This is a genomic window from Cohnella terricola (genome assembly GCF_007786475.1).
Taxonomy (GTDB): domain Bacteria; phylum Bacillota; class Bacilli; order Paenibacillales; family Paenibacillaceae; genus Cohnella; species Cohnella terricola.
On the sequence record NZ_VNJJ01000012.1, the window covers coordinates 102063 to 121741 of the forward strand.

The following is a 19679-nucleotide window of genomic DNA, read 5'->3' on the forward strand; positions in this document are numbered from 1 at the left end:
TTTATTCGTTTACTATCGACAACTCTTTATTCCGCGATTCTTTGTATCGGCTCCATCTTTCCTTCAATTCTACTGTCTTCGTTTGATCGCCGTACGTGCAAAGCCATTCGATAGCCGAGATTAACTTAGGGTTCCAATCTGCATCGCTATCGGATTCCATGTCATAAAGTCGTTCGGCGGCATAATCGTAACTCATAGTATGTCCAAAAGATAGACATGCTTTCATCGCCTGAACATCCGAACTAAGTAATTTCTTTAGTTCGTTTTTGCTTTCAATTTTTCCGAAAGCATTTACGTCTCGTTCAATGGCGTCCGCAGGAATAAATTTTAATATTTTGGAGTAAAAAACAAAAATGTGTAAAGATTCTGCATTTTTGAAATCGATTTCGGAATAGAAGTAGTCGAAGATCTGCCACACATCATGCTTCCGCACCCATTCAGCCACCGTTTTTCTAACCTGACCGGGATGATTATGCTCATCTACGTTTAACCAAACATTAAAAATCATACTGGCATCTTTGGGCCCATATTTGCCCAAGATGAAGAAATCGAACCTTGAATTAACGATATCCAGGAGTTCGCTCTTGCATTTCGAGCCGCTATCGCTTATCCGGTATGCTTCGGCGGCATAGAACAATTGATGATTTTCTTGTTCTCCAATCAGCTTTACGAGATCAACTCGTCGATCATCGGCGATCAAGCTCCGCATCAGCGTTTCTCGCAGATCTCCAACAGATTGATGAGTTCCCTGCATCGGATCGAAAAAATCGAAAAGAAACTTCAAAAGTCTGATGTTCGATTCGATATTTTTATGATAGACAGAATACCATCCTAGCTTCGTATTGACTTCACTTAAATTCGAAGAAACCGTCATCTCCATATAGGTTTCCCGAATAAGTTCCAAATCGTCTTCAATTAATATATTGTAAAAAGCATTTAGCATTTTTTGCGAAATCTTGCTTAAAGGCACGGAGTACATAAAATACGTCTGAAAATGCTCCGGAGAACAAATACGTTTGTTACCGCTCATCAAACCATCATCGACTTTGGATTCGCCCAGTTTCGGGAACAATGATTCCAGCCATGGGATATAAGCCTGGAAATTCCGTTCCAAAATTCCGTTCGCAAATCCTTTCTTATCCTCAAGTCCCTTTTTGTTCAACATCCCAAGAAATAGATTTGAATTTTCATAGATGAACACGAACAATTCGGGATTATCAATCTTGATCGCCATCAATGCGATCAGATCCTCTGGGTAGACCTCTTCTTTAAGCAACGGCAGATGAACTTGAAGGAGGTTCAGCAAACGTTCCACGTTTCTCGGAGTAAAGTTGAATTGCGTCATCAACTCCATGAAATACGTATCGCTTACGACAATGTCATTGGATCGGAGAATGGATTTCATCCGACTCACCAGGAGTCCTAGCAGCAATTCCGGGTCCACTCGCGGTAAGTAGATCGGAACTTGAATGAACTTTTCGATATACTTCAGCCCCGTTTTTATATCGAAATCTTTCGAATACAATTGCGACAACGACTTGGCGACGATTTCCTCGTCCATGGCTATGACATAAACGATGTTCGGGAAATCCGCGATCATGCGCACGAGTTTAAAGACCATTTGGATCTCTTTGTTGTCCAACCTGTCAAGATCGTCAATGAAGACAATCAGCGGGAACGGATTGTTTTCCAGCAAATCGACGATTCTTTTTTTCAATTTGCTTGCGTCTGCGTAATCCTTGGAGTATTCCGGCTCGCTCATGAAATCCTTGAAGTTATAGATTAAACCCGGCGGACGTATGCTTACGGGCATAAGGTATTTCGTATAATCTGATAATTGCTTAAGCAATTCTTTGTTATCTCTATTTTTCCCTTGGACCTTTTGAATCAGCAACTTCATGAATTCCGGAACAATATTATTCAAATCCTTGCCCAAATACCAAGGATGGAATCGAATAATCTTATCCGCATCAAGATGAGAGGATTCCATCAGATCGAATACGGACGATTTTCCGGAGCCCCAAGGACCATATAACCCGATTGTCAACGAATTGCTCGAAGGCTGTTTCATACGATCGTTTAAGATCGAAGCCAGGTGAGCGGCAAAGCCGTTCCGGTTCAATTCATCGACGCCGTCGATACCCAGAGACGGTTTGGAGTAAAACATATCGATTTCGGAAGGAAAATGATCGTTACTCGCCGTATCTTTGTTACTATCTTTCGTTCTCCGAGATTGGGGAGGAATGAGTAAACATACGCACAAAAATACGGTCGCATCGTACAGCAAAGACCAGAAGCCGCCGGCTGCCAGTTTATTTTGATCGTTAACAACATAATCGATCACGATTCCAAGAGTTACTGCCGGAAATGCGATTTTGTGAAGCGGTTTCAACAATCCGCTTGCGGGTGCCTGCTTATATCTCAAAATCCAAACAAAAATAGAGATACAAACAAAGAATAAAACGGCCAATTGCTTCCCGAAATTGTCTGGATTGCTTTGCAGGATCGGTTCGGCGGTTATCCTTAATATCAGTACAAAAGAATAAGAGAAGATAGCAAGAATGAGAAATACGATCCATTCCTTAAGACGAATCCGCTTTTTATGTTTTCTCCAACTCATGAAATTTCCTCCAAAAACATACGATTGCAATCATTTTAGACAAATCGGGGACGCGAAGCAATAAAAATAAATCCCGCGGACCTCATCATGAGATCCACAGGATTTCGGGGCTGATTTAGAACCGTATTATAGACAAGCCTTCCCTTGCCTTAACGCTTCGCGCAATTGCGGAATGTCCACCTCGCCGGGAGCTACGTTCGTTAGAACGGACAAAGCGGCAGCCGTTCCGGCAGCTTGGCCGGTTGCCATGCAGCTAGGCGTTAGCCGGGTCGTTGCGAGCGCTTCGTGCGTCGTGGAGATGCATCTTCCCGCTGCCAGCAAGTTGTGGGTGGTCTTCGGCACCAGACAGCGATACGGAATATCGTAGGTGCCGTCGCCCGCGATCCAGGAGGCGGTCACTCCCTTGCCGGACGGATCGTGAATGTCGATCGGATAACCGCTTCTAGCGATGGCGTCCTCGAACTTCCTGCCGGCGATCACGTCCTCCTTCGTCAGTGAATACAGACCGACAATCCGCCGGGTCTCCCGAATTCCGATCTGGGTACCGACGGATGATACGGAAGCGCGGCTGAAGCCGGGCACGTCCCGTTTCAGAAAATCGGCCATCATGAGTACTTGTTTGCGCCCTTCTTCCTCCGCGCGGGTCAAATCTTCCACGTCCGTGCCGTCCAGCCCCTGCACCCTCGTGCAGTTAATGAGCACCTCGTCGTCCGCGGGACCGGTAAAGAATAACACCTGGTCGCGATTGATCGGTACGCCGGAAGATTTCCACTGGGAGTAAAAGCCGCTTACGCCCGTCAGCGGCAAGTTCGGCAGTTCCGCGATCGGCGTCTTCTTATAGAAGTTCTCGGGATTTGCGATCATGTACGCCTTGATCTGTTCCAGATCGACACCCCGCATCCGGAATTTCATCGTCATCGGCTGCGCTTGAAGGTCGCCGTCGCGTCCTTTCAGCGTCTCGGTACCCGACAAGTAAGCGACGTCCGCGTCTCCGCTCGCATCCACGAATACCCGTCCCGCCAATTCGATTTTCCCGGACTTCGTCGTGATCCGTACCGCGCGGATCGTTCCGTCCGCCGCGTCCACCTCGTCTACGAAGCTATGAAGAAACAGTTGTACGCCTGCTTCCCGCAGCATCTCCAAAGCCACGACCTGATAGATTTCGGGATGATACGGCGTTAACGTGCGCACGAAACCGACCGTGTCCCGAAGATGGCCGGGAGAGCCTCCGCGCTCGATGAGCCGATCGACGATTTCCTGCGCGATTCCCTGAATGACCTGTTCGCCGCTGTCGGCGTGGAAAGTCATCCAAGGATACACCATCGCCGCCGTGGACATACCGCCAACAAAGCCGTATCTCTCTACGAGAATCGTCTTCACCCCTTGCCGTCCGGCCGCGATCGCCGCGACGATTCCCGCGGGTCCTCCGCCGACGACGACAACATCCGCCTCTACCTTTTTCATCACCTGATGCCAACTCCGTTCTTTCTATTCTTTTAACCCCGTCATGGCCACGCCTTCGATGAATTGACGCTGCGCCAGGAAGAAGATAATAAGCAACGGCACGGTCGCCATTACTGTCGCGCTCATCAGATGATGCCATGCCGTCCCGACCTCGTCCGTGAACAAGGACAAGCCCAAAGGCAGCGTCATCAGGCTGCGCGTATTGATAAAGATAAGCGGATCGAAAAATTCGTTCCAATTGGTCACGAACGTAAAAATCGTCAGCGTCGCCAATCCGGGTTTCGCGATCGGCAGCATAATCTGACCGTATATCCTCAGCCGGCTGCATCCGTCGATCATCGCGGCTTCCTCCAGTTCCTTCGGAACCGTGATGAAAAACTGCCGCATGACGAAGATGCCGAACACGCCGCCCGCACCGAAGATCGGCAGCAGAATAAGCGGTAAATGCGTATCGATCCAACCGATCTCGCGCATGAAGAGAAACATCGGGATCGCCGTGACCTCGTGCGGGATCATCATCGCGCTGAGCAGAATCAGGAACACGGCGTTCCTGCCCGCGAACGGAATTCTAGCGAAAGCGTATCCGGCGAGCGACGCGAACAGAACGGTGCCGCCCACGACAAGCGCGGCGATGTATACGCTGTTAAAGTAAAACCATTGAAAAGGAATTCGATCGAACACTTCCGCATAGTTCTGGAACCGGAAGGTCGAAGGAATCAGCTGCGGCGGGTATTTGAACACTTGCTGCGGCTCCTTGAAGGAGGTCGAAATCATCCACAGAAATGGAACCATCATTACTAGCGAGATCAATCCGAGAACCGTATAAGTGCCCGCAGTGCCCAACGATTTGCGAAGTGAGCCGTTATGCGTCGCTTTCATTGAACACCCACCTTTTTCTAAGCTGCCACTGCACCAACGTCAAGACGAGCACGACGAAGAACAAGACGAAAGCCAGCGATGATGCATAACCGAGCTGGAATAGCTTAAACGCTTTCTCCCAAATGTAGTAGACCAGCACTTTCGTGCTGTTGCTCGGTCCGCCTTGCGTCATGACGAAGATTTGCCCGAACACCTTCAGAGATCCGATTACGGTCATGACGACGGTCAGGAATATCGTGGGCGTGATCATCGGAAGCGTCACGTTGAAAAAAGACTTCGTCCGGCTCGCGCCATCCAGTTTGGCGGCTTCGTAGAGCGATGCGGGCACCTGCTGAAGCGCTGCGATGAAAAGCACCATATTTAAGCCGACGTTCTTCAGTACGCTCGTCACAATAACGGCCGGCATCGCCAGCTTCGTATCGTATAGCCAAGCGGGACCGTTGATATTAAACACCGCGAGAAGCTGGTTGATCAGCCCCGAATCGGTCGCGAACATATACTTCCATACAATGGACCAGACGACCAGCGAAGTCATGACCGGCACGAAGATCGCGGTACGAAAAAGCCCGATCCCGCGCATACTTCTCGACAGCAACAGCGCGAGCAGCAGCGCCAGTACGATGTTCAGCGGCACGAGTCCGACCGTGAAGTACACGGTATTGCCGAGCACCTGCCAGAACAAGGAGTCTCCCATGATATCCCGGTAGTTATCGATGCCGATATAGCTATGGCTTCCTAGCAGCGGCCAGTCCGTAAAACTCATATATAGCGCAAGCCCCATCGGGAATAGCAGCAATAATGTAAAGCCCAACACCATGGGAGAAACAAACAGCCATCCGTATATTTGCGCTTCACGGGCCAGCGGCCCTCTCATTCTTTTTTTTCTTTTGTCGCTCATCGGTACACCCGCCTATTCCATCCATCTATCGATCGCATCCCGAAACTCCGACACCGCTCTGCGGATCGTATCCTCGCTCCTGCCCGCCACGATCGCTCCCAGCATAATCGCCTTGATGCCGGTCTCGCCCAGCACGCGGACGTCGTCCGGCACGAGCTTGCGCTGAGAGGGAAGAAGAACCGGTATTCCCGATTGTTCGACGATCCGACGATATTTCAATACGTCCGCGAAGTTAAGCGGCGTCCCGTATTCGTCTCCGGGAACGATCGAAGCTTCGACCGCCGCGAAGCCGTAATGGCTTGCCGAAGACAATAAGGATAGATCGGAAAACTCGTTCACCGCGAAGGTCCGATCCAGGCCGGTCCCGTGCAGCATGAAGGACGGAAGATGATGAGCGTAGATCGAATAGAAGTCGAATCCGAGCGGCGCGAGGCGCTCGATCTCATCGCGCCTTGCCTCTTCGACGCTTCCCGCCGGTACGATGCCGAGCGGTCCGTCGAATTGCGAACGAATGGAACGAAACGTCTCCTCGTACTCTTCAAGCGGACCGAAATGGTTGCCGCTGGCCCGGTGTCCGACGTTCGCATGTACTTTCAAGCCATCGGCGCCTTCCTCCAGTGCCGCCCGTGCTAATGCCGCGTCATTGGCGGGAAGGCTGACGATAAGCGATAGTTTTCGAGACTTCAATAAAGTTTGCAGCTTTGCCATGATGGTCCCTCCCGGAAAAAGGAAACGGTTCGATCCCTGAATCCTCGAACCGTTGTCCATGTTCTCTTTACTTCGCCTTCATGATGGCGTTAACCTCATCGGCGATTTTCTTCACATTTTCCTCCGCCGGCGACACCTTGCCGAACAGGCGGTCGAAGCCTTGCAGAATCGCGTTGTCGATATTTTGCCAGCGCACGTGGCCCGGAAGAATGCGCGCCTTCGGCATTTCGTCGATGACGGCCTGAAGGATGTGCTCCTTGCTCGGATTGTTAGGCTGGTTGATGAACTCGTCGGAATTCAATACCGTCGTACGCGGAGGCACGAAATAAGTCGAAGTGGCCTGAATGCCTTCCTGGCTGGCGAAGTACTTCAGCAGCTTCTTCGCCTCCTCCGGATGCTTGCTGTCCGAGAACAGCGCGTAACCGGCTTGGCCCAGCATCGGCGCGCTGCCTTGGGAACCGGATGGCGTCGGAGCGATGCTCCATTCGAAATCCTTGATATCCCTGGCTTTGGACACGTAGCTGTACACGTCGAAGAACATACCCACGTTGCCGGCATCGAAGCTGACCTGCTCGCCCGCTTTCGGATGCGATCCGTCCGTAAACATCATCCGTTCGAGCATTTGGAACGTTTCCACCCCGTATTGATCGTCCCACGTAAATTCCGTAATGTCTTTGTTGAACGGACCGCTGCCGTTCGACCAGGAGTAGGAGGACAGGGTCACCCACGTTTTCCAATCGCGGAAGAAGTTCGCCCCATAGACGCGGTTCTGCACGTCTTTATTCGTCAAAGCTTGCGCGGACTTCTCGAATTCCGCCCAAGTCCATTTTCCTTCTTTGGCCAGCGTATTCGGATCGGTCAGCCCGGCCTTATCGAATAGCGTTTTGTTATAGAACATAACGACCGGCGGCGTGGAGAACGGCAGGCCGAGCAGCTTGTCGCCGTCGCGGAACAGGTCGAGCGTGCTCGGAATGTAGTCGTCCAGCTTAAACTCCGCATCGTCCTTAAACTCCGATACGTCGCCAAGAATTCCGTTTTCCTTGAATTGCGGAACCATTCGCTCCGATACCCAAGCGACGTCGGGAAGCGATTTCCCTGCGGCCAGAACGGAAATTTTCTGCTGATAATCGGCGAATGGAACGGATTCCATCGTGACGCGAATGCCCGGGTTCGCTTTCTGGAAGCCATCGATCAATCCGTTGTACACATCCATATGGGCTTGGTTGCCCCACATCATGAACTTCAGTTCGACGTCTCCCTTTTGCCCCGGACTGCCGCTTGCGCTTGAGCCGGTGCCGGCAGTGGAGCCGGAATCGCCGCAACCGACTGTAAGCGCAACCATCGCTGCCAATGGAATCGCCAGCTTCGTTCTTTTCATGTCAATCCCCCTAATTCGTTTATGAATTCTGCCTTTCACCATGAGTATAACGGGGGAACGGCACCGGTCTAAATCACGCCGCTTTAAGAAATAGTACGTTTTTTTTATACCTTGTCGCCAGTCGTGTCCTCCGTGCCCGGCTGTCCGTATCGATCCCGGTAATCCCCCGCCGTCATTCCGACTTGTTGCTTGAACACGAGCATAAAATGCTTCGGGCTCTGATGTCCCGACAGACGCGCTACGTCGTAAATTTTCAACCGCGTATGTGCTAGCAGCCATTTGGCACGCTCCATACGGGCCTCCGACACGTAGTCTGAATAATTCGTTCCCGTCTCCGCTTTGAACAATTGGCTGAGATAGGTCGCATTCAGATGAACTTGGCCCGATACGGTCTGCAGCCGCAAGTCTCCGTCAATATGCAGCTTGACGAATTGTTTGACGTCGCGGATGATTTTCCTCGCATCTCCGCCCGCCGGCTCGTCGCTAGTCGGTTGCCCAGACGGCGCGGACGCGGAGATGCCGCGCTCCCGATCGAGCGACAGCTTGATTTTGTCCAGCGTCGCGACCAATTCCACCCGTTCGATCGGCTTCAACAAATAATTGCTCACGCCGTAAGAAATCGCCTTTTTCGCATACTCGAATTCGCCGTATCCGCTAATGATGACGACGGGCAGGCTCGGATACATCTCTCTGACCTGAGCCACCATCGTCAGCCCATCCATCTCCCGCATGCGGATGTCCGTGATGAGCAGGTCCGGCAGTTCGCATTTGAGATACTCCAACGCTTCCAGTCCGTTAGCCGCTTCACCTGTTACTTCGAATTGGCCGGTCGATCGGCCGATCAGTTCTCTAAGCCCTTGGCGAATAACGGTTTCGTCCTCCACAAGCAATACTTTATACATGGGTTTCTCCTCCCGTCTCTACGAGCCGTATCGAGATCGTGACGGCCAACCCTTGCCCTAAGCTGCCGTCAACTGTCAGTTCGCCTTTGTCCCCGTAAATCAGCATAATGCGTTGGGCGATGTTGGACAGACCAAGTCCGCTGCGATCATCCCGCTGGTACCCTTGATAGGAGGGCAGCGTCCGGAGTTGCTCGTTCAGCGCCTCGATCTCCCGTTCCGGCAACCCTTTGCCGTCGTCTCTTACCGTGATCAGCAAAACATCCTCGATCCGCAGAGCGGATATCCAGATCGTGCCTCCTTGCTCGGCCTCGTCGATCCCGTGGTAAACCGCGTTCTCCACGAGCGGCTGCAGAATCAGCTTCGGAACGACGATTTCCTTCACTTCTTCGTCGATATCGTACTCCACTCTCAGTCTTCCCCCGTACCGGAGCTGCTGGATTCGGACGTAGGATTGCACGAAGCGAATCTCCTCCTTCAGCGGAACGAGCCGGTCCACCTTGTCGATCGTATATCTTAACAATTTGCCCAGCGCGGAAACCATGTCGGACACTTCCGAGTTGTGGCCGCGAATCGCCATCATGCTGATCGATTCCAGCGTGTTGTAGATGAAGTGTGGATTAATCTGGCTTTGCAAGGCGGACAGCTCCGCCTCCTTCTCTCGGATGCCGAGGATAAACACCTCGTTAAAAAGCCGGTTGATTTCTTCCGTCATTTTGTTGAAACCGCGCCCCAATTGGCCGAACTCGTCTTTGCCGTACACTTCGATTCTGCGATCGAAATTCCCTTGCTCGACCCGGATCATGTTCTTCTTCAGCTCGATCAGAGGCCGGGTGATCCGGTAGGAAACGATAACCGCAAGCAACGTAACGACGGCGACGCAAAGCGCGGCGAACCACAACGTAAACGTTCCCAGCTCGCGCGATTCCTTCCGAATGACGTTAGTCGGCGTCAGACTAATGACGGATAGGCCGGAATAGTTGGAATAATGCTGCACGTATAAATGGGGCTGGCCATTCAGAAGGATTCTTTGATTGGTTCCGTACGGCTGCAATTGGTTATGCTTCAGCAAATCGTCATAGGTGGACGGATCGCCTTCGGATTTGCGCTCGAAGAGCAATCTCCGCTGACCGTCCATGACGATCACATTCGAGTCTTGCTCGTAATTGAGATTGGAGAGAATGTTACGGAAGGCGTCCAGCTTGATATCGATGAGGATATAGCCGAGCGGGCGCAACGTATCCGGGTCGCGGATCTTTCTCCCTACGGAAATATAGGGATCGCTAGGCGCGACGCTATAATAGGAAGGATGATGAGGCGGGATCAGCACCCAAGCGCCGTCGGAACGGTCGACTTCCTCGAACCATTCGTCCCGTCGGCTGTCCCAGACCAAGTCGACCGCCATGGAATCGATGTTGGAGAAGAAAATACCGCTGTTGCTGACCAGGTGAATGCCGCGTATTTCCGCTCTGTCGTAGGCATTGGCGGACGTGTAAAGCTTCATTTTCATATAATCGTCCGATGAAGCCCAGGTGGCCGAACCCATTTCTCCGTCGTACTTGCTTAATATCGTCAGCACCATCTGATCGTACAGCGGGATGATCGACAGTCTTTCGAAGTCTTTAAGCAGCCGGTCAAGATTGGCGTTGATCTGCCGCACGATGTCGACGGTGAATTGCTCCGTCTTCTGATCGACGGTAGCGGAGAAGTTCCGATAGGTGATAACCCCTTGCAAACTTAATGGAAACAAAATGAGCAGCGTGAACAGAAGCAGCAATTTCGTGCGTAAATTCATTTCCCTCGTAAACCGCATAGTTCGCAGTAGCATATCGTCGACCCCTTTAGCCGGAAACTTCATGTACGCGCTTTCACAAGGAATGTTGTCCGGAGTCTTTATTATAACGACGTACCTATGAAAAGCTATCCCTTAAACGCTAGAAAAGGTATGTTATTTTGGGATAGCGAGACGGGTTAGATCCGGAGCTGCACAAATAGAAAAACAGGGCCCCCTTCGCTCAGGAGAGCCCCTATCTTCTCGTGCCTTGTCCGCCATGCGGGAGGCCTTTTGTTGCATCACCCGTCGATTGATTTATACCGTCCGACGATATCCACCGCCGCTCGCAATTTGATCGGGTCGATCGGTTCGAGCGCCTTTTCGTTGATCCTGACGCCCGTGCCCATATGAACTTCCTTGACTTTCGTACGTTGGATAAATAGGTCCAGCGTCTCCGGTTGAAGACCACTGCCGGCGAGAATGTCAACGGTCTTGCCGGCGCTCAGTGTGACAAGCTCCGCGATCTCCTCCTCGGCGTCCAGCACGCTGGGTTTCCCGCCAGAAGTCAATATTTTGCGAATAGCGGGATAGCTGCTTAGGAGTTGCAGGGCCGAGCGTCGATCCGCCAGCTCGTCGAACGCGCGGTGGAAGGTGACGGCCAGCTTCCCCGTCTCGCCAAGCAGCAGTTCCAGGGCAGCCGTATCGATCTCGTTACGCCGATTCAGCATTCCCATGACGATGCCCGCCGCCCCGCAGTCACGAATAGCCCGGGCGTCGCGCAGCATCACCTGCAAGTCGTCCTCGTCGTAACGGAAGCTGTTCGCGTGAGGACGCAGCATGACGTTTACCGGAATGTCTACCGTCTTCAATACCTGCTCGATCAATCCGATGCTTGGCGTCACGCCGCCTTCGGCAATGCCAGAGATGAGCTCGATTCGGTCCGCCCCGTGCTCCTCAGCAAGCTTGGCGTCCAGTACGCTTGTTGCAATGACTTCAAGAATCATCGTGAAAGCCCCCCGTTACTTCTTCAAACATGGAGCCTACGATAACAGAAATGTTCAGCCTCGTCCATATGAAAAGCGCTCTAGCGCGGCATTAACGTTCGTCTCTCCCGCCCATACGTTCATACAAATAATCGACGATATGCATCGCTTCCATCTTGTCACTCGCACCATGCTTCTCGATACCGTGCTTCATCTGTAGCAGGCAACCCGGATTGCTCGTGAGCAAGTATCGGGCGTTCGTCGCATTGGCGTGCTCCATCTTATGCTCGATAAGCTGCCCCGCCATTTCCGGCTGTGTCACGTTATAGATGCCTGCAGAGCCGCAGCAGCGATCCGAGTCCTTCATCTCGCAGTAATGGGCCCCTGACACCTGGTTCATCAGCTCCCTAGGAGCGGTTGAGCTTTTCATGACATTGCGAAGGTGACATGAATCCTGATAGGTGATCGTAACGGGTTCAGCCGTTGCGACGGAAGCCGACTCCGCAAACGAAGGGATGCGCCCCTTCTCCACGAGAAGTTTGCTCACGTCCACGACACGAGGGGCAAACCATTCGCCGAGTTCGCGGTATTCATCGTCCCCCTGAAGTAGATGATCGTACTCTACGAGCAGCGCGCCGCAGCCGCCCGCATTGGAGACGATATACTCAACGCCAGCCTCGCGGAACGTCTTGACGTTGATCTTAGCCAGATCACGGGCTTGATCCATCTCCCCGCTGTGGGCGTGGAGCGCCCCGCAGCACACCTGCGATTCGGGAATGACGACTTCGAAACCGGCCTCGGACAGCAGCTTGACTGTATTAACGTTCGTATCAGCAAACATGACATCCATGATGCAGCCGCGGAACAACGCCACGCGGGCGATCTTCTCTCCCTTAGCCGGATAGACCGTTCCCAGCCGCTCAATGACACCTTTGCCTGACGCTTCCGGCAGGATCTGCTCCATCTCTTGCAGATGTTTCGGAAACAGCTTCATGATGCCGGTTCCCCTTGCAATCGATCGAAGCCCCGACTTCTGATAGAAGGCCAACGAACGGCCGAGCCACTTGAGACGGCTCCGGTTCGGGAATACGCCCTTGAACATCAGCTTGCGTACGCCCTTAATCGGAGCGCTGTGTACGGCGTGATCCTCGATCGCATCGCGAGCCTGCTCGATGAGCTGGCCGTACTTCACATCGGCCGGACAAGCCGGCTCGCATGCCCGGCAGCCCAGGCAATGGTTCATTTGATCCTGAAATGCCTGATCGGGGTCCATCAAGCCGTCGGCCACCGCTTTCATGAGCGCGATGCGGCCGCGCGGAGATTCCGGCTCCAGCCCGGTTTCCCGGAACGTCGGACAGGCCGGAAGACAGAAGCCGCATCGCATGCAATTCGTCAGCTGATCGTAATCCAGCTTGGCGAGCAGCGTTCGGGCCATCGGATTCGTATGCTGAATATCCGGCTTTTTCTGTATCGTTGTAGAGGCATTCGCGTTACTCACGGCTGATGACCACCCTTTTTCTCGATTCCTTGGCAAAAACTTTGCCGGGATTCAGCAGATGGTGCGGATCGAACGCGTTCTTGATGCCTTTCATCACTTCAATCCCCGCGCTGCCGACCTTCCATTCGAGGAAGGGCGCCTTCACCAGTCCGACGCCATGCTCTCCGGTAATCGTCCCACCCAGCTCGATCGCCGCTTCGAATACTTCCTCGAATGCCTGTTCAACGCGATGAACCTCCTCCTTATCACGCGCATCTGTCGTCGCGGTGGGATGAAGGTTGCCGTCTCCGGCATGACCGAACGTCGCGATGGAGACGTCGTATTTACGCGCGATCTCGTTGATGCGCAGCACCATGTCGGCGATTCGCGAGCGAGGTACTGTCGCGTCCTCGAGGATCGTCGTTGGACGAAGCCGCGCCAGTGCCGTGAAAGCGCTGCGTCGCGCCGTCAGCAGCTTCTCCGCCTGCTCGCGGGTTTCCGCCACGTCCAGCCGATCGGCACGCTCCGATTCGCAGATTTCCTTGATCCGCTGAATGTCGCGCTCAACCGCCTCCGGATCTCCGTCTTGCTCGATCAACAGGATCGCTTCCATGTCTCTTGGCAAGCCCAGCTTCGCAAAGTCGTCAACGACCCGGATGGTCGGATTGTCCATGAACTCCAGCGTCGCGGGGATGATCTTCGCTTCGATGATCCGGGATACCGTCCTTGCGGCCCCGTACAAATCCTTGTACATCGCCAGCATCGTCTTCTTGCTTTTCGGAGGCGGAACGAGCTTTAACGTCGCTTCCGTAATAATCGCCAGCGTGCCTTCCGAGCCTACAAGCAGCTTGGTCAGATCGTAGCCGGCCACGTCCTTCATCAGCTTGCCTCCGGTGCGAATAATCTCGCCGCTAGCCAGCACCGCTTCCAGACCGATGACATAATCCTTCGTCGTCCCGTACTTCAGCCCGCGAAGTCCTCCCGAGCATTCGGCGATGTTGCCGCCAATCGTAGAGATTTTCATGCTGCTCGGATCGGGCGGGTAGAAAAGGCCGAGAGATTCGATATGGGCGGTGAATTCCGCCGTGATCATGCCGGTCTGAACCGTAGCCGTTAAATTTTCCATATCGACTTCCACGATCCGGTTCATGCGGTGCATCACCATCACGATCCCGCCCTGAACCGGTACGGTTCCCCCGCATAGATTGGAGCCCGAGCCTCTGGAAACGACGGGAATACGATGCTCGGCCAAAACCTTCATAATATCGGAAACCTGCTGCGTATTGTTCGGATAAATGACACCGTCCGGCAGACTCTGCAGCATCGGCGTTCCATCGTAGGAATGCGCCACGAGAGACTGGCGGTCGTCCTTGAAATTGTTCTCCCCTACGATCTGCCGCAAGCGTTGCGCAATGGCAGCGTCCAACATGAGGGCTCCCCCTTCAATTCGCGAAATTAGTCAGGTCATCTGATGACTTTGTGTTCATTATATTTCAAATTTATAGTATTGTATAGACAATAGGTTGTTAAAGCGGCGGTAAGGAGATTTGAATATGCGGCAATTTAAAATAGAAACGCCCAAGGGGCATGAATTGGTTGCGGACGATATTTTGCGACGGATTAAGGACAGCGAATGGCGGCCCGGGCAGCGTCTGCCCTCCGTCGTCGAGCTGGCGGAAGCCTACGGCGTGGGCCGATCTACGATCAGAGAAGCGGCCAGCGCGCTCAAGGCGATGGGCTGGCTGGACGTGCGGCACGGCGGCGGCACGTTCGTAAAGGAAGAGCTTCCTAGCGAAGCAAGGAGCGGGGCGGAGCAATTGTTCCGGGGAGCCGACTCGCTGATCGAGCTGCTGGAAGTTCGCCGAACGCTGGAGATCGGGGCGGCCGCTCTCGCTGCCGAGAGGCGGACGTCCGAAGACGTCGCCAAGCTGGGCAAGCTGATCGAAACGATGGAGAGCTGCCTAGAGCGTAACGATACGTCAGAAGGCGAACGTGCCGATGCGGAATTCCATATGGCGATCGCGGCCGCTTCCGGCAATTCGCTGTTCGTCCAGCTGATGGAATCGCTGTCCGGCCGCTTCGCCGGATCGATCCGGCAGACGCGCGAGCTGTGGTTTTACCGCGAGCAGGCGACCGCAGCCAGACTGCTTGCCGAGCATCGCCGCATTTACGATGCGATCGTGCAGCGCGACAAGCAGACGGCGACAGAGCTTATATCGGAGCATCTGAGCAAAGTCGAGCAAGTGCTTCGGGAGGCGCTCGCTCATTCGAGCGAACGTTAATTGGGGTTTGCCTCTCCGAGTCGCGAGGGAGCGGTTACTCGAGCGCCATCAGAACGGCTCCCCAAGCGGCTTCCCGTTTCGCGAAGTACACGCTCAACTCCGGGTAATCTCTACTTAGAAGAGAGAGCAGCTCCGCCCTTACTTCCTCATTTCGTAGAAGTACGCTGCCTGCGAGCGCGAGATGACCGCTTTGCAGACTTAATCTTTCCACGACGGGAGACACCACCTCCCGCAAAGCTTCCGCGCTTTTCCGAACGATCGCCAGAGCAGCAGCGTCTCCGAGCTCACATGCATCCGACAGAAGCGGAGCCAGAGCCGCGATATCCTTCTTGTTCGTTTTCTTGTCGTGTGCAAACCCGATGACCTGACGAACCGTATTTACCCCCAGACGCTCGTAGACCAGAGAAGTGATCGCGGTCGGGGGCAGGCGGCCGTCATTAGCCCGCACGACTGCGGAGAGCAGCTCGCGACCGATGCTGTAGCCGCTTCCCTCATCATCGATCAAGTGGCCGCAGCCTCCCGCGCGGTGCTCAGCTCCCGCTTCGTTTCTGCCATAGCAGATCGAGCCGGTTCCGGCAATCAGAATGATGCCGTTCGAGCTCTCGTGCGCGCCGCGCAGCGCCGTCTCATGATCGCCCGCGATGATCAATCTTCCTTCATAGTCGAACGATCGGACAAGCTCCGTTATTCGTGACGCAACTGCCGGATTACTCACGCCAGCAGCGCCAATGCAGATGCTCGAACAGTTCGCCAGTCCACCGCATACGCGCGCGATTTCGGCAAACATTTCCTCGAAGCTGAGTCGAATGCTCTCTTCATCCTGACCGTTAAAGTTGATCGGCCCCGAGACAAAGCGATATACCTCTTCGCCTCGCTCGTTCGCGATCGTCAGAGCGGTTTTCGTACCCCCTCCGTCCATTCCAGCTACGTAGCCCATCTATTAGCCTCCTATTATGTTAGTAAGAGATTTTCCCCAGCACTGCCGCTTGTCTCGCTCCCGTGACTCCCGGAAGGCTGTTGGGCTTGCCAGCGATCGCGTAATCCGCCAGCAAAGCGATGGCGACCGCTTCCTTTGCGTCGCTGCTTAATCCGATGTCTTCATGTGTAAGTACCTGAACACCCAGCGGCTCTAACTCGTCCTTCAGCATACCGATCAAGGTCGGGTTGTAGCTTCCGCCTCCGCCTACGATCATCGCATTCGCCGTGTGCTTGGGCATAATGAACCGACGATAGCCCTCGCCGATCGACCAGGCGGTCAGCCTTGTCACGGTAGCCACCAGATCGCGCTCCGACAGGCCATGCTCTTCCCGATAAGCGAGCAGGCGATCGACGTATGCAGCTCCGAACAACTCTCTCCCGGTCGACTTCGGCAGCGGCTGCGTATAGTAGGACTCCCCGCTGAGCAGCGAGAGCAGCTCTGGGTCGACACGCCCCTCACTAGCGATCTTGCCTCCGATGTCCATCGACAGACCTGGAAATAAACGCGACACAACGCCATCGATCAGCATGTTGCCAGGACCCGTATCGAAAGCGTATACCTCCTCGGGCGCACTGGCGGCGGGAAGAACTGTCACATTGCCGATGCCGCCGATATTTTGCAGAAGCAGTGTCCGATCGGATTCCTTGTACAGCAAATACTCAGTAAACGGAACAAGAGGCGCCCCTTGACCTCCCCAAGCCATGTCCGCTACGCGGAAATCGGACACACAAGGAATCCCCGTTCTGGCGGCAATCACCGCGCCTTCCCCGATCTGCACCGTATACCGTAAATCGTATCCTTTACTGAGGTAAGGATCGGGCGCATGATAGATCGTTTGCCCGTGCGAGCCGATGACGGCAACTTCTTCCGGCTTCAAGCCGCTCTGCAGGATGGCTGATAATGCCGCCTCGGCATATAACTCCCCAAGCAGCACGTTTAGCCGTCCGACCCGATCAACCGTTGCGATCGCAGGATCGAACAACGCGAAGATCTCCTCTCTCACATCGGCGGGATAGGGAGTGTTCTCGAAAGCCAACTGTCGAATGCGCGGCTGTCCGCCTTCTTCCCCTTCACGAATCTCAATGACTGCCGCATCGATCCCATCCACCGACGTACCTGACATTAAGCCTACCGCATAACGAATGTCTCTTATATCTTGCGCAGCTTTATCGTGATAGCGCTTTCCGCTTTTGTTTCGGTTCTCGTTCATGCTCCTTGCCAGCCCCCTCATCTGCTCTTATGGGTTAATCTTTCGTAATCATAATCCGGGCGTTTTTTCTCGTCAACGAAAATCTGAAATAAAATTTCAATATTATCAATTATAAATGACTATTTAAATTCAAGTCCAGCATTCAAAAAAAATAACGGTGAAGGGAGGAACAGCTTCCCAGACACCGCCATTTTTCTAAATTAACGCAATTTCCTCTTCCTGATTCAGTATCAACCAAGCCCATCAAACAACCGATCGAAGCAACTCTTCGTTCTCTGCAGCGATTGCGAACCGGTCAACTCAACGGGCTGTCGTTGAATGACCTCTTGCGCGACAACTCCCTTGTAACCGATCGTTCGCAAGCTTTGCAGGAAGCCCAGCAGGTCGATGACGCCTTCTCCCGGATAAAGCCTATCATTATCCAGAAGCTGTTCAATCGGCGCATCCTTGGCGTCGTTAATATGAACGTAGACGACTTGATGAGGGGACAGCTTCTCGATGTCTTCTCTGCCCAGCCCGTTCGTATACCAGTGGTAGGAATCCAGCAGCATCCCGACATTGGCAGAACCAATAGCATCAATAAGCTGCAACGTATCCTCCATTGTATAGATAAAAGGGTTGCGAAACAGCGTTCTCAGATGATGGGAACCGACAAACTCCAATGCGAATCTCATCCCGTATGCATCCAGCACGCTTGCGATTTGACGCAGCCTGCGAACGGCAGCGACGGTAAAAGCAGCCGAGGGCTGATCCGTCGACGGCAAAATATAAGTGCTGCAGGTGAGGCAGCCGAGAGAAGCCGATGCTTTCGCTTCGGAAGCCAGTGCAACGAGCCCCGCTCGAAACTGCTCCTCCGTTCCTCTCCACTCTACGTTCAAAGACATGTTCGCAAGCGCTATGCCGTTCGTTTTCAGTAGATCGGCTGCTCCCTCAAGACCATACTTCCCGATCAAATGTCCCGCATCCGCTTCGACCGCCTGAAATCCATACTCGGCAGCCTGTTCGATCAAAGCTGTATCGTCGCCGATCAGACCGAGACCTGCACGAGTTAACCCCTTTATCATCGTTAATACTCCCTCCCGCTCTTGTGTTTAAGACCAATCGAATACGACGCCGTGATAACGCTCTTTGTCATTCTTCAACCCCTCATAGGCGGTTGGTGCCTCTTCCGGCTTCAGCACATGACTGATCAGCGGCTCGATCTGCAGCTTCTTATTCGCCATAAGATCGAATACGATTTGGGAATTCCTGACGAGGGAATGCTTTACGAACGGGTCTCGAGCGACCGGGTAGCGCCACTCATGCGCGCCTTTGAAGGTCAGGCTGCCATAGTTGATCAGATGAACGTAATTCAATACCTCGGTCACGTTGGTCTGATACTCCCCACGCGGACTGCCAAGAAGAATCAGCTCTCCGTATCGGGCCAGCAGCGGTAAATTATCGACGACCGCCTTCGGAACACCAGTCGCCTCGATCAGCGCAGATACACCCTCACCGTTCGTCAGTTGCTTGATCTGATCATGCACATCCTCACTTCCTGCGGAGAAACCGGCATCCAGTCCGGTCTTTGCCGCCATTTGAAGCCGATGCTCCGAAAAATCGATGCCGAACACAGTCGCTCCCTGAAGCTTGGCTAACTGGGAGGCCATATTCCCAATCAGTCCCAAGCCAGTCACGACGACATGATCTCCGAGCTCGATATCGGATACCCGCACGGAAGTGAAGGCGACCGTGGCCATCCGCGTGAATGGAACCCATTGCAGCGGAATACCCGGAGGAACCTTCAGGAACACCCCTTCGGCCGATACGACTTGGTAAGCGGAATGATCCCCGTAATGAAAGACGAGATCCCCTTTCGCGAAATCCGTGACCCCGTTTCCGGTCTCCACCACTTCGCTGACGGCCGCATAGCCGGGAACCCCGGGCATGCGAAACCATTTTTCATTCCCGGATAGACAAGCCAACTCCGTTCCCGGACTGATCAACGTATACTTCTTTTTGACGAGTACCTCATGGGCAGCCAACGCCTTCGGCGACAAGGCGGCTTCCCGAACTTCAACCTCCCAAGGTGCGGTGAATACGATCTCTTTATTGTCCATTCTACTGACTCCTTTTCATGAGTGATGCG

16 protein-coding genes are annotated in these 19679 nt (G+C 53.6%); 1 reads left to right on the forward strand and 15 read right to left on the reverse strand.

Annotated features, from left to right (window positions below; translation table 11 throughout):
* Window position 1 precedes the first annotated feature (1 nt).
* From FPZ45_RS18785 to FPZ45_RS18835, 11 genes are all read right to left on the reverse strand, one after another.
* The gene (locus FPZ45_RS18785) at window positions 2–2620 is read right to left on the reverse strand and encodes a KAP family P-loop NTPase fold protein (protein WP_144705311.1); all 2619 of its coding nucleotides are present in this window, start codon (window positions 2618–2620) and stop codon (window positions 2–4) included.
* Window positions 2621–2746: 126 nt separating this feature from the next.
* Window positions 2747–4084 carry an FAD-dependent oxidoreductase gene (locus tag FPZ45_RS18790; protein ID WP_246120503.1) on the reverse strand — a complete coding sequence of 446 codons (1338 nt, stop codon included), beginning with the start codon at window positions 4082–4084 and terminating at the stop codon, window positions 2747–2749.
* A 24-nt stretch (window positions 4085–4108) separates the two neighbouring features.
* Window positions 4109–4963, reverse strand: a complete 855-nt coding sequence (locus FPZ45_RS18795) for a carbohydrate ABC transporter permease (protein ID WP_144705315.1) — start codon at window positions 4961–4963, stop codon at window positions 4109–4111.
* Window positions 4947–5861, reverse strand: coding sequence for a carbohydrate ABC transporter permease (locus FPZ45_RS18800; protein ID WP_144705317.1), 915 nt, complete (start codon window positions 5859–5861; stop codon window positions 4947–4949). Before FPZ45_RS18800 ends, FPZ45_RS18795 begins: the two co-directional genes overlap by 17 nt.
* Before the next feature lie 12 nt (window positions 5862–5873).
* On the reverse strand, window positions 5874–6569 hold the full coding sequence (locus FPZ45_RS18805; protein WP_144705319.1) for a hypothetical protein: 696 nt from the start codon (window positions 6567–6569) through the stop codon (window positions 5874–5876).
* Between the two features lie 67 nt (window positions 6570–6636).
* Complete coding sequence (locus FPZ45_RS18810; protein WP_144705321.1) at window positions 6637–7947, reverse strand: ABC transporter substrate-binding protein; 1311 nt, start codon at window positions 7945–7947, stop codon at window positions 6637–6639.
* 104 nt (window positions 7948–8051) lie between these two features.
* Window positions 8052–8849, reverse strand: coding sequence for a response regulator transcription factor (locus FPZ45_RS18815; RefSeq protein WP_144705323.1), 798 nt, complete (start codon window positions 8847–8849; stop codon window positions 8052–8054).
* The gene (locus FPZ45_RS18820; protein WP_186438460.1) at window positions 8842–10674 is read right to left on the reverse strand and encodes a cache domain-containing sensor histidine kinase; all 1833 of its coding nucleotides are present in this window, start codon (window positions 10672–10674) and stop codon (window positions 8842–8844) included. Before FPZ45_RS18820 ends, FPZ45_RS18815 begins: the two co-directional genes overlap by 8 nt.
* 245 nt (window positions 10675–10919) lie before the next feature.
* Window positions 10920–11624 (reverse strand): copper homeostasis protein CutC, encoded by a 705-nt coding sequence (locus FPZ45_RS18825; RefSeq protein ID WP_144705327.1) that lies wholly within the window; start codon window positions 11622–11624, stop codon window positions 10920–10922.
* A gap of 91 nt (window positions 11625–11715) precedes the next feature.
* Window positions 11716–13038: a (Fe-S)-binding protein gene (locus FPZ45_RS18830; RefSeq protein ID WP_186438465.1), complete on the reverse strand. Its 1323-nt coding sequence runs from the start codon at window positions 13036–13038 to the stop codon at window positions 11716–11718.
* Window positions 13039–13093: 55 nt separating this feature from the next.
* Window positions 13094–14509, reverse strand: a complete 1416-nt coding sequence (locus FPZ45_RS18835) for an FAD-binding oxidoreductase (RefSeq protein WP_144705331.1) — start codon at window positions 14507–14509, stop codon at window positions 13094–13096.
* Window positions 14510–14633: 124 nt separating this feature from the next.
* Between FPZ45_RS18835 and FPZ45_RS18840 the strand changes: the two genes are divergently transcribed.
* Window positions 14634–15362: a FadR/GntR family transcriptional regulator gene (locus FPZ45_RS18840; protein ID WP_144705333.1), complete on the forward strand. Its 729-nt coding sequence runs from the start codon at window positions 14634–14636 to the stop codon at window positions 15360–15362.
* 34 nt (window positions 15363–15396) lie between these two features.
* On the opposite strand, the gene FPZ45_RS18845 is transcribed toward FPZ45_RS18840, so the two are convergent.
* The 4 genes from FPZ45_RS18845 to FPZ45_RS18860 form a co-directional block, all read right to left on the reverse strand.
* The gene (locus tag FPZ45_RS18845; protein WP_144705335.1) at window positions 15397–16299 is read right to left on the reverse strand and encodes an N-acetylglucosamine kinase; all 903 of its coding nucleotides are present in this window, start codon (window positions 16297–16299) and stop codon (window positions 15397–15399) included.
* Window positions 16300–16318: 19 nt separating this feature from the next.
* Entirely contained in the window at window positions 16319–17551 is a 1233-nt protein-coding gene (locus tag FPZ45_RS18850; protein ID WP_144705337.1) for an anhydro-N-acetylmuramic acid kinase, read from the reverse strand.
* Between the two features lie 230 nt (window positions 17552–17781).
* A complete protein-coding gene (locus FPZ45_RS18855) occupies window positions 17782–18615 on the reverse strand; it encodes a sugar phosphate isomerase/epimerase family protein (protein WP_144705339.1) in 834 nt (277 codons plus the stop codon).
* Window positions 18616–18642: 27 nt separating this feature from the next.
* Window positions 18643–19650, reverse strand: a complete 1008-nt coding sequence (locus FPZ45_RS18860; RefSeq protein ID WP_144705340.1) for a zinc-dependent alcohol dehydrogenase — start codon at window positions 19648–19650, stop codon at window positions 18643–18645.
* Window positions 19651–19679: the final 29 nt, after the last annotated feature.